The organism is Streptomyces sp. NPDC055013 (assembly GCF_053608645.1).
This window is the reverse complement of sequence record NZ_JBSGVW010000039.1, coordinates 65,845-88,138: the sequence shown is the minus strand read 5'-3', so window position 1 is coordinate 88,138 and position 22,294 is coordinate 65,845. Positions and strand designations below refer to the sequence as shown.

Below are 22,294 nucleotides of genomic sequence, written 5' to 3'. Positions count from 1 at the left end.
ACCAGGTACGACAAGACCGCCACCTCCTACGAAGCAGCGGTCAGTCTCGCGTCATTCTTACTCTGGGCAAGATCCGTTTGAAGACGCACCCTAGTCGCCAAGGAGTCGACGCGTACCAACGTGGACGGTAGTTGGACGCTGTCTCTGTACGGCAACGCGGACATTGAGTCCGATCACGGAGACACCATCTACCGCATCACCGAGGGACCAGGGTTCAACCAGTTCGGATCGAACGCCTTCTACATCGGAGTACCGGTGTCGGGTGGGCCGTACTGGGTGGCAGACCTGCGGGTGACTCCTCCTGGTGGTGCGGCTCCAGAGACGTTCGCTGTCGTCTCCGTGGACGGCATGACGGGAGTGGTCGACCTATCGAGCCGCTACGTGAACGTCTCTGGCGACACGATGACCGGCGCGCTCACCCTGCACGCAGACCCAACCAACGCTCTGCACGCTGCAACAAAGCAATACGTAGACAACATGGGCGGGGGTCCGTCCGGAGGGCCGTTCCTGGCTCTGGCCGGAGGAACGATGACCGGAGCCATCGTGCTACCGGGCAACCCCTCTACGGCTCTTCAGGCTGCTCCGAAGCAGTACGTAGACGCGGTGACTACCGCCCTCAACAACGAGACGGTACGAGCGACCGGAGCTGAAGCAACCAAGGTCGACAAGGGTGGCGACACCATGACGGGAAGCCTGACGCTCTCGGGTGGGTCGACCAACCTCACAGTGGGTGGCTTCACTCAGTCGGCCACGGTCCAGGGCTCTGCGTCCTCGGCCGGCTCATTGACGCTGAAGTCCACCAGCCACGGCACCAAGGGCAAGATTCTCTTCGGTACGTCCGCGTACGACGAAGCCAACAACCGCTTAGGTGTTGGGACTTCAACCCCAACCGTGCCGTTGGAGGTAGCAGGAGCATCGCTCTTCGCAGGCAGCGTCACCGTGTCCGGGGGTAGCTCGAACCTCTCGGTTGCGGGCTCGGCATCGATCACCGGGAACCTCTCGGTCTCGGGGACTACTACCGGCATCACCAAGACCATGGTGGGGCTCGGCAACGTCGACAACACGGCGGACACAGCCAAGCCAGTGAGCACAGCTCAACAGACTGCCTTGGATCTGAAGGCCAACCTTGCTTCACCAACGTTCACGGGCACGGTCGGGGCTGCTGTCATCTCGGCCACGGGCAACGTGAGCGTGGGCGGGAACCTCTCGGTCACGGGTATCGGGCGAGACCTGTTCGTAGCCAAGCCTGGTGACGAGTCGGTCACCAGCAACGCGACCGTTCAGAACGACGATGACCTAGCGGTCTCGGTCGTCGCGAACGCGACCTACATGGTTGAGGTCAACGCGGTATGGACGAACGGCGGAGGGGGCTTCCGCTGTGACTTCAGCGGACCAGCCGGAGCAACCATGGTGTGGACCGACAACGACGGTTTCGGTATCCAGGCCATCGGTACAGACAACACCTTCAGCACCTCTACCGGGGCGACCATGAAGGGAGCCCTGATCACCAGCGGTACCGCTGGAACGCTCACCTTCCGTTGGGCTCAGAACACCAGCAACGCGGGTGCAACCGTCCTCAAGGCCGGAAGCTACATCTGGGTTCGCCGCGTGGCGTAGCCGACAAAGCAAAAGACCGGAGCTACAAGCTCCGGTCTTTCTGTGTCTTCTAGTCCTCGGGCTGAACCTTGCGGCTCTCGCCCTCGGCTCGGACGGTAGTGAGTTCCGACTGAAGTTGTGCAATCTGCTTCTCTGCATTCTTCAGAGCCGCCTTGTGCATCAAGAGGTCATCGGTCAAGAACTTGGTGTTCTCTCGGTATTCGTTGAGGACGTCTTCTAAAGCCACTTGCATAGTGTCTGCCTCCTTACGGGCAAGTCTCGTCTTCCTTGGAGTGGCCCCAGCTAGTGAAAGCGTTGGCTGGGCTGTTGTCGTTGTAGAAGCTCCGATACATCGTTCCGATTATCACCTTCACCGAGCCGCTTGGGCGGGTGTCGCACCACGTGCGGTTCTGCTCTGAGTCGTCGGCTACGAAGAACTGGTAAACGGGCTTCTCTGGCTTGGGTGTTGGGGGAGTGGCCGGAGCATCGGTGTCGGTGCTCGGACCAGGCTCCGGCTCGAACGTCGCTCCCGGAACCGGGCTGCTGCTCTGTCCAGGAGCCGGAGACTCAGAAGTCTCCGGGGTGCCTTGGACCGAACCGCTAGAAGGGTGCGCCTGAGGTTCTGAGGGGTCTTCTACGGGCTTGGCTGCTACTCCCTGACCTGAGGGAGCGAGCCGGCGAGTGGGCGACTCAGCCGACCCCGAGGCTTTTCCTGAGGCTTCCTGGCTCGACTCCGGCCCTGGTGTGGTCGACTCGATAGCCGTTGACGGCTTGGGGGAGTCCTGGACTATCCAGGACGTGACGCCGTAGCTCAGGAGGAACAGGCTCAGGAGCCCCACCACATACGGCGCAACCTTCTTGATGGTTCGCATGGTTGTTATCCGTTCTCGCCCTCTACGCTTACGTACATTTCAACTCTCCAGGTGGACGACTCAGTCAGAGCCAAGTCGTCACCCGTCATATCAATCCAGTACTCGGAGTCTTCCGAGTCTGGTTCGGCCCAGATGTTCATCAGGCGTAGACACCCTCTGGTAGGTAATGAGTTGGCCAGGCTCGCGCGAACTCCTCAGTTCGCTCATCGATCCATGAGACTTCAGCGCGACGATCTCCAACAATTTCGCTCGGCATGACGTGTCGCACTCCAAACTTCTTGTTGTCTACTTTCTTGCGGATCTTGAGTGCGGTTTCGGTGTACTGCCCGAAGGGGAGAGACACGAGAATCTCCATCGTGGTCTCGTTCACCGCTACTGGGACCCAATTCGTAATTGAAACATTTGAAGACATGATTGCTTCCCTTCGTTAGTTGATGGTTTCGACAGCACAAGCCACTAGATCTCGTGCCATGTTGGGTGGAACCGCGTTTCCTGCGAGACGTACGCGGAGACGCTTGGACAAGGTCTCTTCCTGCCACTGGTAGTCCTCGGGGAACGCCATGGCTGCCGCGTACTCCTTGGGCGACAACATGCGGAAGAGGCAGTCTTCAACCGAGGCTTGAGCCTGTAGGAGAGCCGCACGGTCAACGGTCGTGACGGTCCTCAGAGGCTCGGTGGTCGGGTAGGCAACGCCCTTGCTGTAGTAGGGAATTACAAGCCCATGGTGGTTACCGGACGCGGTGACCGTTGCGAGCGGCTGAGACACCGGGCGGGTAGTCGAGTTGCCTCCCCGTAGCTCCGCGATGAACGGCGGAACCATGAGCCCGGTTTCGTTGCGCGTGGTGCACGCCCTCATGGGACGGTCCAGGCTGAACGGCTGCTTCCCGTCTCGGCCCTCTACGGGCACCAGGGCGGAGCCGTAGCGCTCAAGCCCGATCCTGATGCGGTTGAGCGTCTTCTCTGCCAGAGGGCGGGAGCGGTCACCGATGCGGGTACCGACGTCCGACCAATCGATGATCTCGCTTGCTGGTCGTGTCAGAGGCTCGGTGACCGAGTCGCAGAGTCGGCACCTGTAGAAGTACTGAGCGCGGTACTTGCCCGCTTGCTTCGCGGGGTTCTTCCACGCTTGGTAGGTCTCCCGTGTCGAGCCGCACGGTTCGCACCAGGCCGTTGGGCACGTCCAACGCTCGACGTCCGGGCACGGTGTTTCCTTGGGGTGAGCGAGACAGAACCAGCGGTCACGCCACTGAGCAGCAGCCGGCCCGAGTTGACCAGCGAAAGCAGCGTTCAGGAAGACCTCATGGAGGCAGTAGCCCGTGTCTTCCATTGAGATCTTCCAGCCTCGGAAGCCGGACCACTGGCGTACCTCAACGACGTTCTCAACGAACACGAACCTGTACTGGTGGTACTCGGTGAATCGCTGGACGTCCCACATGGTCGCTCTGCTGCGCTCGGCGTCTATGTCCTGAGCTGATAGGGCTCGGGTCTTTCCCTGAGCCACGCTGTGCTTGGTGCACGATGGGGAAGCCCATAAGAGATCAGTACGGGGATAACGTCGGGGATCAACCTGCGAGATATCCGCGCAGTCGTGATCAGCTTCCTTGTGGTTGAGCTGGTGTACATCAATAGCAACAGGCCAGTGATTCGCAGCCATCCGGACGGACACGCCCGGTACGAGAGATGCGCCGTAAGAAGATCCTCCTCCACCACAGAATAAGTCGGTGAGGTCTAGGCTCATAACTTGTCCTGAGCCTGTGGAGTTGCCTTCTTAGGGGTCTTGGGCTTGCACTCGTCCGAGCAGTACGGGCGGTGTTCAAAGACCCTTGCGGGCTTACCGCACTTGGGGCAGTCGTTGTTAATCTGCATTGTGAATCCTTTCAAGCTTCCTGGTCAGTTCGTTGTCGTCGCTTCGGAAGAACTCTGCGAGTGCTGGGAACCTGCGGGCTAGGACGTAGCCCGAGACCTTGATGAAGAGGGCTAGCAGCATCAAGGCTGCTGTGACGATGGTGAAAATTTCCACGTGGTTACCCCTTTGATGTGAGTCGGTTGATGGTTAGCTTGCCTTGGGTAGGTCACGGGTTTCCGGTGGCTCCTCGGCTACCGGTAGACCCTCAATCCTGAACATGTGACGCAGGGCGATTCGGATAATCTCGCTGTGGGAGGTCTGGTACTTCTCCGATAGGGCCAAGATGTTGGCCCTATCGTCTTCCCTTAACTGGAAGCTCTTTAAATTTGTTTGGCGCTTGATGGGCATTTTGCCTCCTTTCTGTATTGATACTCCCATTTTATCAAGAAAAGGCTCCGCCATGATCAGCAACTCATGCCCCTATTTCTTTAGAGGGAATGACGTGGCTACCTTTCTTACCCCTCGGTGCTGTGACGTGGGTCACTGCTGGATCAGGGCATGAAGAAACCCCGTAGTGCCCGAGGGGGCTGCTACGGGGTTCCGGGGTGGAGCTGGGGGCTAGGCGGCGGCGAGAGCCTGCTTCACCTGAGCCAAAGAGGGGTTCGTCATGACCGAGGACTGGGTACCATCGGAGGCAGAAATCAGAACCGTGGGTACCGTCTGATTCCCGCCATTCGCCTTCTCGACGAACGCCGCGGACTCCGGGTCCTGCTCGATGTTGATCTCGGTGTACGCGATGCCCTCACGCTCCAGCTGCTTCTTCAGCCGCTGGCAGTAGCCGCACCACGTGGTGCTGTACATCGTCACAGTGCCCTGCATGTCTCGCGCGCTCCTCTGATGGCTCGGGGAAACAGGTCGTCCGATGAGGGAACGTACGCGACAGCGGCGCCATTCCCGCCCGGGGTATGGCCGGGCACGTGACGCCTGCCGCATCAGTACTACTAACGGTGCCTGCCTGTGGACAACCGGCACAGCCGCCTCCGGCGACCTGGCAGCATGGCCGTGTGACAGCAGCAACGCACTCCACCCTCTTCCCGCAGGTACCGGACTCTGCCGACGCGGTGCTCGAAGGGCTCGACCCCGAGCAGCGCGAGGTGGCCACCGCCCTGCACGGGCCGGTGTGCGTGCTCGCGGGCGCCGGCACGGGCAAGACCCGGGCGATCACCCACCGCATCGCCTACGGGGTGCGTGCCGGCATCCTCCAGCCCTCCAGCGTGCTCGCCGTCACCTTCACCAACCGGGCCGCCGGAGAGATGCGCGGCCGACTGCGACAGCTCGGCGCCGCCGGGGTGCAGGCGCGTACGTTCCACTCGGCCGCCCTGCGCCAGCTCCAGTACTTCTGGCCGAAAGCGGTCGGCGGCTCCATGCCGCGTCTCGTCGACCGCAAGATCCAGCTCGTCGCCGACGCGGCCGCCGCCTGCCGCATCCGCCTCGACCGCAACGAGCTGCGGGACGTCACCGCCGAGATCGAGTGGTCCAAGGTCACCCGGACCGTCCCCGCCGACTATCCGCCCGCCATCGCCAAGGCGGGGCGCGACGCCCCCCGCGACCCGGCCGAGATCGCCCAGATCTACAACGTCTACGAGGACCTCAAGCGGGACCGCTCGGTCATCGACTTCGAGGACGTCCTGCTGCTCACCGTCGGCATCCTCCAGGACCGGCACGACATCGCCGACCAGGTCCGCTCCCAGTACCAGCACTTCGTGGTCGACGAGTACCAGGACGTCAGCCCGCTCCAGCAGCGCCTGCTGGAACTGTGGCTCGGCGACCGGGACAACCTGTGCGTCGTCGGTGATGCCAGCCAGACGATCTACTCGTTCACGGGAGCAACTCCCGACCATCTGCTCGACTTCCGCACCCGTCATCCCGGCGCCACCGTCGTCAAGCTGGTCCGCGACTACCGCTCCACCCCTCAGGTCGTCCACCTCGCCAACGGTGTGCTCGCCCAGGCCCGGGGCCGCGCCGCCGACCACCGCCTGGAGCTGGTCTCCCAGCGCGACCCCGGCCCCGAGCCCGGGTACACGGAGTACACCGACGAGCCCGCCGAGGCCGAGGGCGCCGCCCGCCGTATCCGCGAACTCATGGACTCGGGAGTCGCGGCAGGCGAGATCGCCATCCTGTTCCGTACGAACTCCCAGTCCGAGACCTACGAACAGGCCCTCGCCGACGCGGGCGTCCCCTATCAGCTGCGAGGTGCCGAGCGGTTCTTCGACCGCCCCGAGGTGCGCAAGGCGGGCATCGCCCTGCGCGGCGCGGCCCGCTTCGGCGGCAACGACTCGCTCCTCGATGACGCCGTCGACCTGCCCTCGCAGGTACGGGCCGTGCTGTCGGGCGAGGGCTGGACGACCGAGCCCCCGGCCGGCTCCGGAGCTGTCAGAGAGCGCTGGGAGTCGCTGGCCGCCTTGGTGAACCTCGCCCACGACTTCGCCGCCGCCAAACCTGGCGCCACCCTTGCCGACCTCGTCGCGGAGCTCGACGAGCGGGCGAACGCCCAGCACGCCCCGACCGTTCAGGGCGTCACCCTCGCCTCCCTCCACTCGGCCAAGGGCCTGGAGTGGGACGTCGTCTTCCTGGTCGGCGTCGCCGAGGGCATGATGCCGATCACCTACGCAAAGACGGACGAGCAGATCGAGGAGGAACGCCGGCTCCTCTATGTCGGTGTCACCCGCGCCAGGCTGCACCTCCATGTCTCCTGGGCGCTCACCCGCGCACCCGGCGGCCGCCCGAGCCGCCGCCCCAGCCGCTTCCTCGACGGACTGCGCCCCGGCTCGGTCGCCACCGCAGGACGCACCGCCGCCGTCGGTTCCGGAGGCGTCGAGCGCGGCTTCACGAGCAAGCCGGACGCCGCCCCGAGACGCACCCAGCGTTCCCCGGCCCGCTGCCGTGTCTGCGGGCGCACCCTCACCGACGCCGGCGAGATGAAGCTGATGCGCTGCGAGAGCTGTCCCTCGGACATGGACGAGGCCCTCTACGAACGACTCCGCGAGTGGCGTGCGGCCCAGGCCCGGCTCAGCGGGCAGCCGGACTTCTGCGTCTTCACGGACCGGACCCTGGTGGCCATCGCAGAGGCGGAGCCGGCCAGTCCGGTTGAGCTGTCCCGCATCTCCGGCGTCCTCAAGCGGAAGCTGGAGCGCTACGGAGCCGATGTGCTGGCCATCTGTGCAGGCCAGGAGGTTGGGGAGGGCTCCGACGGGGGATGACGCGAACTCGTCGAAAAAATAGTTTGCGCATGCCCCAGCAATCCCCATAGGTTCTTAGCCACGGGAACGGAGGCCTTCTCGGAGGCCCCAATTCCGTGTTCTACTTGCATACCCGTCGGACTGGTTCACCCCAGTCCCCCTAGACGCCGAGAGGAGGCGAGTCCAGTGATCAGCATCAACACCAGCTCCATCAGCAGCGTGAAAATGACCGATCGCTCGGTCGTCGCTTCCCTGTGCATGCTCGGCGTCTCGAACCAGGGCACCGGTCTGTCCGGCATCCGTGCCGCCCGTCCGGCGTCCGCCCTGTCTCTCGCGGGTCTCCCTGTCCGTGAGGGCAATGAGCGACCGACCAAGGCACTGGAAGCGGCAGTAGTGGCACAGGCCAAGGCCTATGCCTCTACGGCGACCGGTGCCGGATTCCGGAAGCAGACGAAGCACCACCACCTGATGTGGGCCTTCCGTGGGCCAGAACCCTGGAGTGATCCAGCCTGATCGTTGATCAGGCCGGCGCCTTCAGGGCCGCGGAACCCCATCCGGGATCCGCGGCCCTTCTGTTTGTCCCCCACCAGGGATGACGGAGTGAAGGGGCCTCGGGACAAGAAAGACCCGGTACCAGCCGCCACCCGGCCCAACAGGGCCGGAACGACCAGACGAGGAAGACGAACCGTGCAACTCGAAGCGCACGCCCCGTCCGTACCGCCTTCAGACGTGATCCCCAAGCCCGGCCTCACGGAGGACCCCACCTTGATCCCGCTCACTGCGCTCACCGCGCTCGACGACGCCATCGAGAACCTCGGCGTGCCCGTCCCCTGCCGTTCCTACGACCCGGAGGTCTTCTTCGCCGAGTCGCCGGCGGACGTCGAGTACGCCAAGTCCCTCTGCCGCACCTGCCCGCTGATGGAGGCCTGCCTCGCCGGCGCCAAGGAGCGGCGTGAGCCCTGGGGCGTCTGGGGTGGCGAGCTGTTCGTCCAGGGTGTTGTCGTCGCCCGGAAGCGGCCGCGTGGTCGCCCGCGCAAGAACCCGGTCACGGCATGAACACCGCAGGAACAATCGACCGTCCCTTCACGCACGACCCCCAGAAGCAGGCCCCGATGAAGCCGTCCACCCACGAGCTCGCAGGCTCCGCGCCTGAAGAATTCACCACCAGTGGCGCGAACGACTCGCGTCAGAACAGGAACCGAGAGATGCAACTCATCCAAGAAGCCCTGGCCCGTGCGCATATGCACGAGCGCCGGTACGTGGCCGAGCAGGAACGCCGGGCCGTGCGCCTGGCGACCGCTCGCCGCATGCAGCGCCGGGCCGAACGGGCCTCGCTGCGTGCCCGCCGCGCGCTCGCCATGGCGGTCATGCAGTAACCGACTCCACCGCCAGACGGTGGCCTCCCGACCCGGGAGGCGGTAATCCCCGCTGGGGGCCGGTTCCGTGCGAACGGGACCGGCCCCCGCAGTGCGTTGTGACCGCCGATCAGCCGGTGGCGGCGATATCGTCGCGGAGTGACGAGTCTTCCCGGAGGCAGTGACAACGGCGGTTCCGCCACGGAGCCCCAGCCCCTCGTGTGCGCCCGCTGCGGAACCCGGGCCGAGGCCCCGCAACCCACCTGGACCTGCTCCGTGGAGAACGGCGCCCGCCGCTACTTCTGCGACACCTGCTCCCGGGAGAACCTCAGAGCGATCGAGGGACGGCTGGACTCGGCCTGGTGGTAGGGCCGCTCACGCCTCCGCCGCCGACTCCTCGTCCGTCAGCTCCTCCGGCACGAACCCGGGCAGCCAGTCCTCCAACTCCTCGCGCAGTCGCACCGTCGCTCCCAGCTGGCACAGCACGCCGATGGTGCTCAATGTCACCCGGTGGATGAGGAGATACGCCGGGGGCAGGTTGAGCTGCTTGGCCAGCTGGTAGGCGGGCGAGCGGGGATCGGCCACCCGTCCGGCCTGACTGCGCATCCAGCCGCGGGTGAAGGTGAACTCCTCGACCTGAGCCGGTTCGATGATCGGCAGCAGGTAGTCGAGGACGGCGTTCGGGTCGAGGTCGATCGACTCCTTGACGAAGCCCTCGGCGCAGAGGAGTTCGTAGACCGCCTCCGCCTCGCCGTCCAGGGTCATGCGCAGGGAGTCGCCGATGGGGGTCGGCAGACCCCCCGGGAGCCGGTCGACCGTGCCGAAGTCCAGGACACCCAGCCGCCAGTCGTCCGCACCCTCCGGGCCGCCCGGCAGGAGGCGGAAGTTCCCCGGGTGCGGGTCGGCGTGCAGGAGCCCGGTGCGGGCCGGGCCGGAGAAGAGGAACCGGGCCAGGAGCTGGCCGGCGCGGTTGCGTTGCTCCTCGGTGCCGTCGGAGATCACCTCTGAGAGCGGGATCCCGTCGATCCACTCCGTGACCAGGACCTGCTCGCACTGGTGGACCACCGCAGGGACGACGACATCCGGATCGTCGGCGAACTCCTCGGCGTGGGCCTGCTGGGCCTGCGCCTCCAAGCCGTAGTCCAGTTCCTCGGAGACCCGGTCCTTCAGCTCCGCGATCAGGGGCTTGATGTCCATGCCCGGAATCAGCGGGCCCAAGAGTCGGGCGAAACGGCTCAGTTGGTTCAGATCGGACAGCAGGGCCTCACCGGCACCCGGGTACTGCACCTTGACGGCCACCTCGCGGCCGTCGTGCCACACACCTCGGTGCACCTGGCCGATCGAGGCCGCAGCCGCGGGCTTGTCCTCGAACTCCAGGAACAGCTCCTGCCAGTCCTCGCCGAGCCGCTCCGCCAGCACCGAGTGCACGGTGCGTGTCGGCATCGGGGGCGCGGCTTCCTGCAGCTTGGTGAGCGCGGCGCGGTAGGGCCCGGCGATCTCCTCGGGCAGGGCCGACTCGAAGACGGACAGGGCTTGTCCGAACTTCATCGCGCCGCCCTTGAGCTCGCCGAGCACCTTGAACATCTGCTCGGCGGTGCGCTGCTGCAGCTCACGGCCGACGATCTCCGCGGACTCGCCGACGATCCGCTTGCCCAGTCCCCAGGTCGCCCGTCCGGCGAAGCCGAGCGGGAGCGCGGCGAGCTTGGCGGTACGGGTGACCGCCTTGCGGGGAAGATCAGACATGCGCCCTCCAGGTACCAGCCGACCACTCCGAGTCCGCCGCACGGCGTGACTCCTTCGGCGGCCGTTGCTCCGCCATTGTCTCGCGCTACTGCTCGTCCTCGGAGGGGTGTTCTCCCTCACCTTTCTCCGTGGCGCCGCACGGGCATGCGTGGTGCGCCCACACCGGCCGTGCGTGCCAGCTCAGACCGGGTAGGGACACCTCCCAGCGTGCACCGGCGCTCGACGGAATCCGTCCATCCAGAAAGGCTAGGGCGTGTGCGGCAGCCAGTCCGGCGACCGTGGTGGCCAGCGTGAGATCGCAAGGGCGTACGTCGCGTGTCCGGCTCGTGCCTGAGCGCCACTGCGCGACCAGGCGGGGCCAGGTCGGGTCCCGGTCGGCGCGCCCCTCGTGGAGACAGCCGGCGCAGGCCGTCTCGCCGGGCATGACCAGCGGGCCGACCACGCCGGTGCCCTCCACCACGCCGGCGTACAGATGGGGCGTACCGGAAGCGATGAGGGGTTCGGCTGCGGACGGGGAGGGTGCGTGCACTGCTACGTCGTCCCGGGGCGCGATGATCACCAGGGAGTGGCCGGCGCCGTCCTGCCCGTGAGGTGACTGGGAGCTCCGGCGTGGTGGCCGGTCCGGTGCGCAGCGGCGTGCGGCCCGCCGGGCGGCCTCGTCCCTGCGGTCGCCGACCGCCTCCGCGGGCAGCCCGCCCGGCGCGACGTCCCACGGCTCGACCCGGCCGACGTCGCGCACGTCGATCTCGCCCACCCCCGCGCCCGCCAGCAGCGAGGCCACCATGGCGCCGACCCGGCCGGCACCCCTCACCTGTACGCGCAGTGAGCGGCGTGCGGCCAGGCGGCCGATCGCCTCGCCCGGCTCGGACGTGGTCAGGGACAGGGAAGCCAGGTCGGGGCGCAGCCGGTCCAGGGCATCCTTCTTGCGCCGCAGGGCGTCGCCGGCCGGCCCGCCTCCCTTCGCGTCGTCGAGGAGCCCCGCCCGTGCCAGCCGTCGCACCAGCCCGTCGACATGACCGTCCGGCAGGTCCATGCGGCGGCCCTCTTCGCGCAGCAGCTCCAGCCCGCGAGTGCCGTTGAGCAGATCGAGGAAGCTGCCCGTCGCCGTGTCCATCGGACCCAGCGTCAGAGCGTGCGCCGGAGTCATCCCGAACTGCACCGTGTTGAGATCCCGCCAGCCACGCCTGAGCGCGGGCTTCAGCAGTGGCGCCAGCGGAGCCGGAGCCGATGGAGCCGATGGAGCCGTTGAAGTCGGCGTGGTCGATGTGGTCGACGGAGCTGTGGAATCTCCCGAAACAGTCGAAATCGTCGCTTGCATGAACAGGCCCCCGTAGCCGTCGTGGAACGTCCCCGTGTGCCGGTGGAGCTCGGTCGCAGCCCCGCCGGTGACAGCCAGCATGCCCCGACGGGGCACCCGGTGCCGAAAGTTGTCCACAGGCGGTGGATATTCGTCGTACAAATCAAACGCACGGTGGGGGATCGGCACGGAACCGTCCCGGAGTCGGGACTTCCCGCATGCGCAGCGGGTAACGTCGGGGCGTGTCCGCCGACCCACTGCACCGCGCCGGAACGCCACAGCGCAGTACGACGAGCCCGCCGTCGAGCGGCTCGGGGGCGAGCGCGATCGAGGTCCGCAGAAGCGCCCGGCGCCGCCGGACGGTCTCGGCGTACCGCGAGGGCGATCGCACCGTCGTGCTCATCCCCGCCCGGATGTCCGAGGCCGAGGAGCAGCGCTGGGTGAACGTCATGCTCGACAAGCTGGCAGCCCAGGAGAGCAAGCGGGTCCTCGGTGACGCCGAACTGGCGGAGCGGGCGGAGCGGCTGTCGGCGCAGTACTTCGAGGGCCGCGCGCGGCCCAACTCGGTCCGCTGGGTCACCAACCAGAACACGCGCTGGGGCTCGTGCACCCCGGCCGAGGGCAGCATCCGGCTCTCGCACCGTCTGCAGGGCATGCCCGAGTACGTCGTCGACTACGTCCTCCTCCATGAACTCGCGCATCTCCTGGTGCCCGGACACGGGCCCCGCTTCTGGCGGTTGCTGGAGGGGTATCCCCGCACCGAGCGGGCGAAGGGCTACCTGGAAGGCGTGGTCGCAGCCGAACGGTTGCCGCATCTGCCCGGCGCGCGCGGCGAATGAGTGCTCCCTGAGGACCCCCGGAGGCGGCGCTTCCGGTTCGCTTGGGCGAGGGTTGTGTACCGGGTCTGTACCGGCTTGGCTCGATGTCCGAGTTTGCCGTTAGCCTGGCGCGACGCAATCACATTCGGGATGGGGGACGGTCGTTACGCATGGCCAGGGAATTCCAACGCGGCCACAAGGCCAGGATCAGTGACCTCACCGCGGGCACGGATCTGTACGTAGGGGTACAGATCGCCGCTCCGGGGCTGTCGTTCGACATCAGCTGCTTCGGTCTCGACGCCGACGAACAGCTCTCGGACGACCGCTACTTCGTCTTCTTCAATCAGCCGAAGTCACCTGAGGAGTCCATCCAGCTCCTCGGCACCCAGGCGGGCGACACGGAGTCCTTCCGCGTCACGCTCGACAAGATCCCCCCGCAGATCCAGAAGCTGTCCTTCACGGCGACGATCGACGGCGCCGGACAGATGTCGCAGGTCAGCCCCGGGTACATCCGCATCGTCGCCGGCGGCGAGGAGGTCGCCCGATACGCCTTCAGCGGCGCGGAGTTCTCCACCGAACGCGCTGTGATGCTGGGCGACTTCTATCTCAAGGATGTCTGGCGGTTCGCCGCCGTCGGACAGGGCTTCGACGGCGGCCTCGATGCGCTGCTGAGGAACTTCGGCGGCGAGGTCGCCGAGGAGGAGACGCCGGAACCCCCGCAGCAGGCCCAGCAGCCGCAGGCCGGTGCGGCACCCGGCTTCGCGCCCCCCGCTCAGGCCACCGCGCCGCCCGCCTTCGGCGCCCCCGCACCTGCACCGGCCCCCGCGCCCGCTCCGGCCCCGGCTGCGCCCGCACCGCAGCCCGCCGCGCAGGGCTTCGCACCTCCGCAGGGGTCCACGCCGCCGCCTCCGGCCCCGGCGCCCTCGGTGCATGCCCAGCCCACGATCGTCGCGCCGATCACGCCGCCCGGCGGCGCCCCGCCGCCCCCCGCCCCGGCTCCCGCGCCCTACGGCCAGCCCGGGCAGCAGCCGCCGTACGGCCAGGCTCCCGCCCCGAGCGCCCCGCCGCCGCCCGGGTACGCCCAGCCCCAGGCCCCGCAGGCACCGGCCCCGCCTCCTGGTTACGGCCAGCCGACTCCGCCACCCGGCTACGGTCAGGCGACCCCGCCTCCTGGCTATGGCCAGCAGCCCCCCTACGGGCAGGTCCCGGGCCAACAGGCGCCTTATGGAGCCCCGCAGGGTGCACCTCAGAGCGCACCCCAGGGCCCCGGTGTGGCCGCGGCGCTCCAGCAGTTCAAGGAGACGCCCACCGGTCAGCGCTGGACGCAGCAGAACAAGAAGATGGTCCGGGTCGACCTCGGCATCGGCGGGCAGCCCGTGCTGGCCCGGCAGGGCAGCATGGTGCTCTACCAGGGCAAGGTCGACTTCAGCTACAAGGGCGCCGGCTTCTCCGGCCGGATCGTGGGCAACGCGACCGGCCAGGAGATGCAGCTGATGCGCTGTACCGGCCAGGGGCAGGTGTTCCTCGCCGAGAACTCAACGATGCTGCACCCGATCGAGCTCCAGGGCGACGGCATCTGCGTCTCCGCCGAGAACGTCCTCGCTTTCGACGAGAGCCTCCAGTACGAGGTCCGCCGTGTCGAGGGTCACGGCATCCCCGGCGGCGCGCTGTTCACGATGCAGTTCACGGGCACCGGCACGATCGTCGTCAAGACGCACGGCACGCCCGTGGTGCTGCCGGTCACGCCCACGACGTTCGCCGACGCCAACGCCGTGGTCGCCTGGTCGTCCGCGGCCCAGGTGATCGTCTCCAGCCAGGTACGGATGCGCCGCAACGCCTACCCCGGCGACACCGGAGAGAGCGTCAACCTCCAGTTCCGGGCCGCTCCCGGCAACTTCATCGTCGTCCAGCCGTACGAGATCTGAGGGAGCCCGTCATGAACCAGCCACTCGCGGGCTTCGCTCCCGCACCCGTCACCGCCCGCATGGAGAACCACGGCAACCACATGGCGAAGATCGCCATGCAGACCGGGAACGACCTCCTCGCGCGCGTGGGATCGATGGTCGCCTACGAAGGCTTCGTCCAGTACGAGCCCAACCCGCCGGCCGTGCGCCAGATCGCCAAGGACTGGATGACCGGCGAGGGCGCACCCCTGATGAAGTGCTCCGGCGACGGACTGCTCTACCTCGCCGACTACGGCGCCAACGTCGTCATCATCAACCTCAACGGCGACGGCATCTCCGTCAACGCCACCAACCTGCTCGCCTTCGACGCGCATCTCACGTGGGGCGTCGAGCGGGTGAAGGGCCTGGCCAAGTTCGCCGGACAGGGCCTGTGGAACACCAAGATCTCCGGGCAGGGCTGGGTCGCGCTGACCTCCCGGGGCAAGCCGATCGTCGTCGACTGCGGTGGCGGCGAGGACGAGACGTACGTCGACCCGGACGCGCTCGTCGCCTGGTCCCCGAACCTCAAGGTGAAGGGCAAGCGCAGCTTCAAGGCGCAGTCGCTCATCGGCCGGGGCAGCGGTGAGGCCTACCAGATGGCCTTCTCCGGCCAGGGCATCGTCGTCGTCCAGCCCAGCGAGGACAGCACCGACCGTCTCCGGGTCCGGGGCTGAGGGGGAGCCAGAAACGCCATGCAGAGTCCGCTTTTCGCCTACAACGACCAGCAGACCCAGGAACGCTGGAGCCTGCAGAACAAGCAGATGCTCCGCGTCGCCCTGGAGGGCCACGACGACATCCTCGCCCGCAAGGGGACCATGGTCGCCTACCAGGGCCTGGTCGAGTTCGACGCCGAGTTCCAGAACAACCAGCAGGGACGCGCCCGTGCACACACCGGTGAGGGCCTCGACCTCATGCGCTGCCACGGGCAGGGCACGGTCTACCTCGCCAACCTCAAGCAGCACGTGCACATGGTGGACGTGGACCAGGACGGCCTGACCGTCGACAGCAGCTACGTGCTGGCGATGGACTCCTCGCTGCACCACGAGGTCATCGCCGTCGACAGCCTCTACGGCATCTCCGGCTCGGGGAAGTACCAGCTCAACATCACCGGCCGTGGCAAGGTCGCGCTGATGACCTCGGGCATGCCGCTGATGATGCAGGTGACGCCCGACAAGTACGTCAACTGCGACGCCGACGCGATCGTCGCGTGGTCGACCGGGCTGCGCGTCCAGATGCAGTCCCAGACGCACTCCTCCGGGGTGTGGCGGCGCCGCGGCAACACCGGTGAGGGCTGGGAGCTCAGCTTCATGGGCAGCGGTTACGCGATCGTCCAGCCCAGCGAGCTGCTGCCGCCGCAGAACGCCCAGATCGGCTCCGGCCTCGCCGCGCAGTACGGCATGGGCCAGCAGGGAGCGCGAGGTCAGAACCAGGGCAACGTCTGGAGCTGACCGTCCGGAAAGCAGACGTAAGGGGTGACCGCCATGGGCGGTCACCCCTTACGCATGGTTCGGAGCCGACTCAGGCGGCGAGCCTCGCGCGCGTCGCTTCCAGCAGTCGTACGACCGACTCGTCCGCCACGTCCGCCACCTCGTCGTAGGCGAACCACCGCAGGTCGAGGGACTCGTCGCTGATCGCCTCCATGGCTCCGGTCGGAGCCAGCGCCGCGTACTGGACGTCGAGGTGCCAGGCGCACGGGGTGGTGTGCCGGTCCAGTCGGACGGGACCGCCGGGCAGCAGGGTCAGCCCCGCGATGCCCGACTCCTCGTTCGCCTCGCGCAGGGCGGCCGCGGCCAGCGTGTCGTCGGCCGGCTCGCAGTGGCCGCCCATCTGCAGCCACATGCGCAACTTCTTGTGCAGGGTCAGCAGCACGCGCCCGCGCGAGGGGTCGATCACCAGCGCGCTCGCAGTGATGTGCCCCTCCACGCAGGCCTTCCACATTCCGTCCGGATGGGCCTCCAGATGCTCCAGATAGGTCTGGCGCAGGTCCGGCTGGTCCTCGTAGCCCTTCAGCACGAGGACCGCGTCGTCGTACAGGCTCACTCGGTGTCGTCGTCCTTGGAGTCACCGCGGGCGTCGCCCTTGGTGTCGTCGTCCTTCTTCAGGTCCGGCTTCCCGGTCGAGCCGTGCGCCGCCTCGCCGAGCATCTTGTCCAGCTCGGAGAAGTCGATCTGCTCGCGGTGCACGAAGCCGTCCGGGTCGTCCAGGTCGGAGGCCGTCGGCAGCATGTCCGGGTGGGCCCACACGGCGTCACGGCCGTCGACACCGCGCGCGTCCGTGAGCGAGGCCCACAGGCGGGAGGCGTCGCGCAGACGGCGCGGGCGCAGTTCCAGGCCGATCAGAGTGGCGAACGTCTGCTCCGCCGGGCCGCCCGAGGCACGCCGGCGCCGCAGCGTCTCACGCAGGGCGTCAGCGGACGACAGGCGAGGCTTCGCGGCCGCGTGGACCACCGCGTCGACCCAGCCCTCGACGAGCGCCAGAGCGGTCTCCAGACGGGCCAGAGCCGCCTTCTGCTCCGGAGTGTCCTCCGGCTGGAACATGCCCTGCTGGAGGGCGTCCTGCAGCTGCTCCGGATTCTGCGGGTCGAACTGGCCGACCACGTCCTCCAGCTTGGCCGTGTCGACCTTGATCCCGCGCGCGTAGCCGTCGACCGCGCCGAACAGGTGCGAGCGCAGCCATGGCACGTGCGCGAAGAGGCGCTGGTGGGCCGCCTCGCGCAGGGCGATGTACAGCCGCACCTCCTCCTTCGGTACGCCCAGGTCCTTGCCGAACGTCTCGATGTTGATCGGCAGCAGGGCGGCCTTGCCCACGGGGCCGAGCGGCAGACCGATGTCGGTGGAGCCGACGACCTCGCCCGCGAGCACGCCTACGGCCTGCCCGATCTGCGTGCCGAACATGGCGCCGCCCATCGAGCGCATCATGCCGATCAGCGGGCCGGCCATGGCCTGCATCTCCTCCGGCAGGACGTCACCCATGGCGGTGCCGACGCGCTCGGCCACCGGGTCGACGAGCTCCTGCCACGCGGGCAGGGTCGCCTCGACCCACTCCGCGCGGGACCACGCCACCGCGGAGCCCGCGCCGGACGGCAGCGCCGTCGCGTCGTCGAGCCACAGGTCGGCCAGGCGGACGGCTTCCTGAACCGCGTTGCGCTCGGCGGGGCCGACGCTCGCGTCCTTCGTGCCGTCCGCGGTGCCCTGGGAGACCGTCTGGCGGGCGATCTGCTTGGCCATGTCCCAGTTCACCGGGCCGCCCTCGTAGGAGAGCATCTGACCCAGCTGCTGGAACGCGGCGCCCAGGTCGGTGGGGTTCAGGGAACCGAACATGGCAGCGAACGGATTGTCGGCACCGGTGCCACCGAAGCCGCCGGCTCCGGGCAGCCCGCCGAAACCGAACGGGTTGGCCGGGCCCTGACCACCACCGCTCTGCTGGTCCTTCTTCTTGCCCTCGTCGCCGTCGTCCGGCTCCTCCGGCGGAAGGCCGAATCCGAATGGGGTGTCACTCACGGGATTCCTCGGCTGGTAAGGCCACCGGTTTGGCACCGGCGGCGCGACTGCCCGATAACACCACCCAGCGTAGACACCGCGAGCCGTTCGGGCCTCGGTGCTTCGCCGACTCTTGGCCTGCGGCAGGATGGATGCCACCTGGTTCGTACGCGTCACTCGCGTCCGTACTGAAGACAACCGCTGGAGACGCCCGGTGAGTTCCCCTGATCCGCAGGTTCGCGCAGCGCGAAACCAGTCAACCCCTCCCGCGCGCGGCGTGCGCGGCCCCGTCGTCGCGGTGACCGGTGCCGCGTCCGGCATCGGTGCCCTGCTCACCGAGCGGCTGGTCGCGTCGGACGAGGTCAAGCAAGTCATCGCGATCGACGAGCGGCGCGGCGAGTGCGCGGCGGCGCAGTGGCACATCCTGGACGTGCGGGACCCGGCCATCGCGGACAAGCTGCGGGGCGCCGACGTGGTCGTACACCTGGCGCTCGACCTTGATCTGGAGACGGATTCCGCCGCCCGGACGGCATACAACGTTCGGGGGACGCAGACCGTTCTGACGGCCGCGGCGGCGGCCGGGATCCACCGGGTCGTGCTGTGCACCTCCGCGATGGTCTACGGGGCGCTGCCGGAGAACGAGCTGCCGCTGTCCGAGGACGCCGAGCTGCGGGCGACGGCGGAGGCCACCGGGGTCGGGGATCTGCTGGAGATCGAGCGCCTCGCGCGAAGGGCACCCCGGGCCCACCCCGGACTCAATGTGACCGTGGTCCGGCCCGCGGTACTCGTGGGCGGTACGGACACCGCGTTGACCAGGTACTTCGAGTCCCCGCGGCTGCTCGTCGTCGCCGGGTCCCGGCCTGCCTGGCAGTTCTGCCATGTCGAGGACCTGTGCAGCGCTCTTGAGTACGCCGTCCTGGAGAAGGTCGACGGGGAACTCGCCGTCGGCTGTGACGGCTGGCTGGAGCAGGAAGAGGTCGAGGAGCTCAGCGGGATCCGCCGTATGGAGCTGCCGTCGGCGGTCGCGCTGGGCGCGGCGGCCCGGCTGCACCGGATCGGACTGACGCCCTCCCCGGCCGGAGACCTGGCGTACACGATGTATCCCTGGGTCGTGAGCGGGAGCCGGCTCCATGACGCCGGGTGGCGGCCGCAGTGGACCAACGAGGAAGTGCTCGCGGAGCTGCTGGAAGAGGTCTCCGGCAGGCACACGGTCGCCGGGCGACGGCTCGGGCGCAAGGACGCCACGGCGGCGGGCGCCGCGGGAGCGACGGTGGCCCTGCTGGGCGCGGCGGCGGTGGTGCGCAGGGCTCGGAAGGCCCGGCGGCGGATCTGAGGTCCGTACGACCCTCCAAACCTGCACGCGCGTGTGCCGGGCGAATCGGCAATTCCCCGGTGCCGGTGACCTGGGGCACGATGGGGGCATGGCACCCACCCATGATCACCCCGGTGAGCAGGCCGCGCAGGACCCCATCAAGCTGCTCGCCGTCCGCGATACGCCGCTCTCCGTGGACGAGGTCTTCCGGCTAGTGGGGGACGACGCCGCCGGCGGCCTCGCGCTCTTCGCCGGGACCGTGCGCAACCACGACGGGGGTGCCGACGTCGACGAGCTCGGGTACTCCTGCCACCCGAGCGCCGAGGCCGAGATGCGGCGCGTCGCCGAGAAGGTCGTCGCCGAGTATCCGGTGCGGGCGCTCGCGGCCGTGCACCGGGTCGGAGACCTCAGGGTCGGGGACCTCGCCGTCGTCGTCGCCGTGTCCTGTCCGCATCGCGGAGAGGCCTTCGAGGCGTGCCGGAAGCTGATCGACGACCTCAAGCACGAGGTGCCGATCTGGAAGCACCAGAAGTTCTCCGACGGCACCGAGGAATGGGTCGGCGCCTGCTGAACCGTCCCCGGACGGTCCGTCGGAACCCGTCCACCTCACTCCGGTTGCGTAACCGCACCCCTGACGTGAGCGTTGTCAGTGCCAGCGGTTAATCTGCTGATCAGTCAGTTGCGGTCGCTCATTGGGGATGGGAGGACGGCATGGCGGCACTCGCCTGGTTGTTGATTCCGCTCGCGGCTGCGGTCGGCGCCGGCCTGTGGGGCAGTTGGGCCAACCGGACCCGCAAGGCACGGGGCGACGGGCCGGAGCTCGACGGGTATGCCCGGTTCCGCGAGGCCATGGAGAAGAAGGCCTCCTCGCGCACGTGATCGCGGGGGCGGGTTTACGGCCCTGACGGGGCACTGACAGGCGTGTCACGTACTGTCTTGGCATGCCACGCCGCACCGCGACGATGCTCGCCTCAACCCTGATGCTGATCGCGCTCCTGTGCGCGGGAGTCTTCATCCCCGTGCCGTACGCGGAGATGTCGCCCGGGCCGACGGTGAACACCCTCGGCGATCATGACGGCGAGCCGGTGCTGCAGGTCAACGGTCGCAAGACCTACCCGACGACCGGCCACCTCAACATGACCACCGTCCGGGTCACCAGCGCCGACTACAGGATGAACCTCGTGGAGGCCGTCTACGGGTGGCTGGCGCATGACAACAAGGTCGTGCCGCACGACACCCTCTACCCGGACGGCAAGACCGAGGAGCAGTCCACCCAGGAGAACGCCGAGGAGTTCAGCCAGTCCCAGGAGAGCGCCAAGGTCGCCGCCCTGGAGGCACTGGACATCCCGGTGCAGAGCTGGGTGATCGTCTCGACCGTGGTCAAGGCGACGCCTGCCGAGGGCAAGCTGCACGCCGGTGACGTCATCAAGTCCGTCGACGGTACGACGGTGAAGGAGCCCGCCGACGTCGCCGAGCTGGTGACCAAGCACAAGCCGGGCCAGGACGTCGTCTTCACGATCGTGCCGGCCAAGGAGCAGGCCGCCGCCGAGAAGGAGCGCCGGACGCCGACGAAGACCGAGAAGATCACGATCCGGACCGCCGAGTCCGACGACAGCGGCGAGAAGCGCGCTGTCGTAGGGATTTCCGCCGGGACCGACCACACCTTCCCGTTCACCATCGACATCAAGCTCGCCGACGTCGGCGGCCCCAGCGCCGGTCTGATGTTCGCGCTCGGGCTCTACGACAAGCTCACCCCGGGCAGCCTGACCGGCGGCAAGTTCGTCGCCGGCACCGGCACCATCGACGACGCCGGCAAGGTCGGCCCCATCGGCGGCATCGAGATGAAGACCGTCGGCGCGCGCGACAAGGGCGCCCAGTACTTCCTCACCCCGGCCGACAACTGCGCGACGGCCGCCCGTGACGTCCCGAGCGGGCTCACCCTGGTCAAGGTCGGCACCATCGACGATGCCCTCGGCGCCCTGAAGGACATCCGCTCCGGCGACACGGCCGACCTGCCGAAGTGCACGACCAGGGACTGAGCGACGAACCTCGAGTACGGCAGTGGGGGCGCCCTTCCCTTCCGGGGGCGCCCCCACTGCCGTACCGGACCCCCGTCCGCCGTACCGGAGGACCTCAGTCCGCGAACGTGGCCGCCAGGGCCTCCGCGAGTCCCGGAATCAGGTCCGGGCCGGTGAGGACCTCCGTCGGGGTGTCCTTCTCGCGCAGGCGCAGGGCCGATTCGCGGGCGCCGTCGCGCAGCACCGCGACCGTCATGCGGACCTCCTGGCGCTCGGGGTGGTCCGCCACCCACTTCGCGAGCTTGGCCTCGCTCAGGCCCTGCGGGACCTGCGTCTCGGCGGACGGGGGCAACATGAGACGCTCGACCGTGAGCGCGCAGCCGGCCACCGCGTCGGGCCAGGCGATCGTGGCAAGGAACTCATCGAGCGCCTTGCCCGTTTCAATTTCGTCCTGCTCGATCGGGGTCAGGCCGGAGGACTCCTGCTCGTCCCCCAGGCCGAGCTGGGCGGCGAGGCCGGGTTCCTGGGCCCGCAGCCGTGCGGTGTCTACGAGGGCGAAGAGGCGGGCGGGCTGGTCCCAGCCGAGGCCGGAGGCGTACTCGTCGATCTCGAGAACGGCCCGGGTCAGCGGGCTCGCCGCCATGGGAGTGTTGGACATGGTCACAATCCTGCCTCGTTCCCGGCCGGAATCGGGAACTGAGTAAAGGGTGAGTAAGTTGCATAGGTGTGGGCCCACGATCACGGGGGGCCACGGCGGGTCCACGAAGACGCGGGCC

The 22,294-nt window shown here is 67.9% G+C and carries 22 protein-coding genes and 1 pseudogene; 14 read left to right on the top strand and 9 right to left on the bottom strand.

Annotated elements, in window-relative coordinates; translation table 11 throughout:
* Positions 1 to 120 precede the first annotated feature (120 nt).
* Entirely contained in the window at positions 121 to 1,617 is a 1,497-nt protein-coding gene (locus ACWGDB_RS34830) for a hypothetical protein (protein WP_453826116.1), read from the top strand.
* A gap of 49 nt (positions 1,618 to 1,666) precedes the next feature.
* Here ACWGDB_RS34830 and ACWGDB_RS34825 read toward each other — a convergent pair whose 3' ends face one another.
* The 4 genes from ACWGDB_RS34825 to ACWGDB_RS34810 all read right to left on the bottom strand — a co-directional run bounded on the left by ACWGDB_RS34825 (position 1,667) and on the right by ACWGDB_RS34810 (position 5,193).
* The gene (locus ACWGDB_RS34825) at positions 1,667 to 1,843 is read right to left on the bottom strand and encodes a hypothetical protein (RefSeq protein WP_453826115.1); all 177 of its coding nucleotides are present in this window, start codon (positions 1,841 to 1,843) and stop codon (positions 1,667 to 1,669) included.
* Between the two features lie 1,052 nt (positions 1,844 to 2,895).
* Complete coding sequence (locus ACWGDB_RS34820; RefSeq protein ID WP_453826114.1) at positions 2,896 to 4,206, bottom strand: DNA cytosine methyltransferase; 1,311 nt, start codon at positions 4,204 to 4,206, stop codon at positions 2,896 to 2,898.
* 117 nt (positions 4,207 to 4,323) lie between these two features.
* On the bottom strand, positions 4,324 to 4,488 hold the full coding sequence (locus ACWGDB_RS34815) for a hypothetical protein (RefSeq protein ID WP_453826113.1): 165 nt from the start codon (positions 4,486 to 4,488) through the stop codon (positions 4,324 to 4,326).
* A gap of 444 nt (positions 4,489 to 4,932) precedes the next feature.
* Entirely contained in the window at positions 4,933 to 5,193 is a 261-nt protein-coding gene (locus ACWGDB_RS34810) for a mycoredoxin (protein WP_453826112.1), read from the bottom strand.
* Positions 5,194 to 5,378: 185 nt separating this feature from the next.
* On the opposite strand from ACWGDB_RS34810, the gene ACWGDB_RS34805 reads away from it, so the two are divergent.
* The 5 genes from ACWGDB_RS34805 (at position 5,379) to ACWGDB_RS34785 (ending at position 9,277) form a co-directional block, all read left to right on the top strand.
* Positions 5,379 to 7,574 carry an ATP-dependent DNA helicase UvrD2 gene (locus tag ACWGDB_RS34805; protein WP_453826111.1) on the top strand — a complete coding sequence of 732 codons (2,196 nt, stop codon included), beginning with the start codon at positions 5,379 to 5,381 and terminating at the stop codon, positions 7,572 to 7,574.
* Positions 7,575 to 7,739: 165 nt separating this feature from the next.
* Positions 7,740 to 8,066 carry a hypothetical protein gene (locus tag ACWGDB_RS34800; RefSeq protein ID WP_453826110.1) on the top strand — a complete coding sequence of 109 codons (327 nt, stop codon included), beginning with the start codon at positions 7,740 to 7,742 and terminating at the stop codon, positions 8,064 to 8,066.
* 174 nt (positions 8,067 to 8,240) lie between these two features.
* A complete protein-coding gene (locus tag ACWGDB_RS34795; protein WP_383603054.1) occupies positions 8,241 to 8,609 on the top strand; it encodes a WhiB family transcriptional regulator in 369 nt (122 codons plus the stop codon).
* Positions 8,606 to 8,929, top strand: a complete 324-nt coding sequence (locus tag ACWGDB_RS34790) for a hypothetical protein (protein ID WP_453826109.1) — start codon at positions 8,606 to 8,608, stop codon at positions 8,927 to 8,929. The genes ACWGDB_RS34795 and ACWGDB_RS34790 overlap by 4 nt, the downstream gene beginning before the upstream one ends.
* 138 nt (positions 8,930 to 9,067) lie before the next feature.
* On the top strand, positions 9,068 to 9,277 hold the full coding sequence (locus ACWGDB_RS34785; RefSeq protein WP_453826108.1) for a hypothetical protein: 210 nt from the start codon (positions 9,068 to 9,070) through the stop codon (positions 9,275 to 9,277).
* Between the two features lie 6 nt (positions 9,278 to 9,283).
* Here ACWGDB_RS34785 and ACWGDB_RS34780 read toward each other — a convergent pair whose 3' ends face one another.
* Together ACWGDB_RS34780 and ACWGDB_RS34775 are read right to left on the bottom strand one after the other, a co-directional pair.
* Positions 9,284 to 10,651, bottom strand: coding sequence for an ABC1 kinase family protein (locus ACWGDB_RS34780; RefSeq protein ID WP_453826107.1), 1,368 nt, complete (start codon positions 10,649 to 10,651; stop codon positions 9,284 to 9,286).
* Positions 10,644 to 11,864 (bottom strand): annotated as a pseudogene (locus ACWGDB_RS34775) (TOMM precursor leader peptide-binding protein). The gene ACWGDB_RS34780 and the pseudogene ACWGDB_RS34775 overlap by 8 nt, the downstream one beginning before the upstream one ends.
* 326 nt (positions 11,865 to 12,190) lie before the next feature.
* Here ACWGDB_RS34775 and ACWGDB_RS34770 point away from each other — a divergent pair.
* From ACWGDB_RS34770 to ACWGDB_RS34755, 4 genes are all read left to right on the top strand, one after another.
* Positions 12,191 to 12,787, top strand: coding sequence for a M48 metallopeptidase family protein (locus ACWGDB_RS34770; RefSeq protein ID WP_453826106.1), 597 nt, complete (start codon positions 12,191 to 12,193; stop codon positions 12,785 to 12,787).
* A 149-nt stretch (positions 12,788 to 12,936) separates the two neighbouring features.
* Positions 12,937 to 14,691, top strand: coding sequence for a TerD family protein (locus tag ACWGDB_RS34765; RefSeq protein WP_453826105.1), 1,755 nt, complete (start codon positions 12,937 to 12,939; stop codon positions 14,689 to 14,691).
* A gap of 11 nt (positions 14,692 to 14,702) precedes the next feature.
* A complete protein-coding gene (locus ACWGDB_RS34760; protein ID WP_427840023.1) occupies positions 14,703 to 15,383 on the top strand; it encodes an AIM24 family protein in 681 nt (226 codons plus the stop codon).
* An 18-nt stretch (positions 15,384 to 15,401) separates the two neighbouring features.
* Complete coding sequence (locus tag ACWGDB_RS34755) at positions 15,402 to 16,157, top strand: AIM24 family protein (protein WP_453826104.1); 756 nt, start codon at positions 15,402 to 15,404, stop codon at positions 16,155 to 16,157.
* Between the two features lie 70 nt (positions 16,158 to 16,227).
* On the opposite strand, the gene ACWGDB_RS34750 is transcribed toward ACWGDB_RS34755, so the two are convergent.
* A complete protein-coding gene (locus ACWGDB_RS34750) occupies positions 16,228 to 16,749 on the bottom strand; it encodes an NUDIX hydrolase (RefSeq protein ID WP_453826103.1) in 522 nt (173 codons plus the stop codon).
* On the bottom strand, positions 16,746 to 18,209 hold the full coding sequence (locus ACWGDB_RS34745; protein ID WP_453826102.1) for a zinc-dependent metalloprotease: 1,464 nt from the start codon (positions 18,207 to 18,209) through the stop codon (positions 16,746 to 16,748). The genes ACWGDB_RS34750 and ACWGDB_RS34745 overlap by 4 nt, the downstream gene beginning before the upstream one ends.
* 193 nt (positions 18,210 to 18,402) lie before the next feature.
* Here ACWGDB_RS34745 and ACWGDB_RS34740 point away from each other — a divergent pair, with 193 nt between their 5' ends.
* From ACWGDB_RS34740 to ACWGDB_RS34725, 4 genes are all read left to right on the top strand, one after another.
* Positions 18,403 to 19,521, top strand: coding sequence for an SDR family oxidoreductase (locus tag ACWGDB_RS34740; RefSeq protein WP_328423660.1), 1,119 nt, complete (start codon positions 18,403 to 18,405; stop codon positions 19,519 to 19,521).
* A gap of 88 nt (positions 19,522 to 19,609) precedes the next feature.
* The gene (locus tag ACWGDB_RS34735) at positions 19,610 to 20,071 is read left to right on the top strand and encodes a molybdenum cofactor biosynthesis protein MoaE (protein WP_453826101.1); all 462 of its coding nucleotides are present in this window, start codon (positions 19,610 to 19,612) and stop codon (positions 20,069 to 20,071) included.
* Positions 20,072 to 20,211: 140 nt separating this feature from the next.
* On the top strand, positions 20,212 to 20,379 hold the full coding sequence (locus ACWGDB_RS34730; RefSeq protein ID WP_383603023.1) for a hypothetical protein: 168 nt from the start codon (positions 20,212 to 20,214) through the stop codon (positions 20,377 to 20,379).
* Positions 20,380 to 20,441: 62 nt separating this feature from the next.
* Positions 20,442 to 21,539, top strand: a complete 1,098-nt coding sequence (locus tag ACWGDB_RS34725) for a YlbL family protein (RefSeq protein ID WP_453826100.1) — start codon at positions 20,442 to 20,444, stop codon at positions 21,537 to 21,539.
* Between the two features lie 94 nt (positions 21,540 to 21,633).
* On the opposite strand, the gene ACWGDB_RS34720 is transcribed toward ACWGDB_RS34725, so the two are convergent.
* Entirely contained in the window at positions 21,634 to 22,176 is a 543-nt protein-coding gene (locus tag ACWGDB_RS34720) for a PPA1309 family protein (protein ID WP_383603018.1), read from the bottom strand.
* Positions 22,177 to 22,294 lie beyond the last annotated feature (118 nt).

Excerpts from the sequence above, each read along its gene's own strand:
- ACWGDB_RS34790 (WP_453826109.1), top strand. The coding sequence starts at position 8,606 with ATGAACACCGCAGGAACAATCGACCGTCCCTTCACGCACGACCCCCAG.
- ACWGDB_RS34760 (WP_427840023.1), top strand. The coding sequence starts at position 14,703 with ATGAACCAGCCACTCGCGGGCTTCGCTCCCGCACCCGTCACCGCCCGC.
- ACWGDB_RS34720 (WP_383603018.1), bottom strand. The coding sequence starts at position 22,176 with ATGTCCAACACTCCCATGGCGGCGAGCCCGCTGACCCGGGCCGTTCTC.
- ACWGDB_RS34735 (WP_453826101.1), top strand. The coding sequence starts at position 19,610 with ATGGCACCCACCCATGATCACCCCGGTGAGCAGGCCGCGCAGGACCCC.
- ACWGDB_RS34810 (WP_453826112.1), bottom strand. The coding sequence starts at position 5,193 with ATGCAGGGCACTGTGACGATGTACAGCACCACGTGGTGCGGCTACTGC.
- ACWGDB_RS34725 (WP_453826100.1), top strand. The coding sequence starts at position 20,442 with ATGCCACGCCGCACCGCGACGATGCTCGCCTCAACCCTGATGCTGATC.
- ACWGDB_RS34730 (WP_383603023.1), top strand. The coding sequence starts at position 20,212 with ATGGCGGCACTCGCCTGGTTGTTGATTCCGCTCGCGGCTGCGGTCGGC.
- ACWGDB_RS34765 (WP_453826105.1), top strand. The coding sequence starts at position 12,937 with ATGGCCAGGGAATTCCAACGCGGCCACAAGGCCAGGATCAGTGACCTC.
- ACWGDB_RS34820 (WP_453826114.1), bottom strand. The coding sequence starts at position 4,206 with ATGAGCCTAGACCTCACCGACTTATTCTGTGGTGGAGGAGGATCTTCT.
- ACWGDB_RS34755 (WP_453826104.1), top strand. The coding sequence starts at position 15,402 with ATGCAGAGTCCGCTTTTCGCCTACAACGACCAGCAGACCCAGGAACGC.
- ACWGDB_RS34780 (WP_453826107.1), bottom strand. The coding sequence starts at position 10,651 with ATGTCTGATCTTCCCCGCAAGGCGGTCACCCGTACCGCCAAGCTCGCC.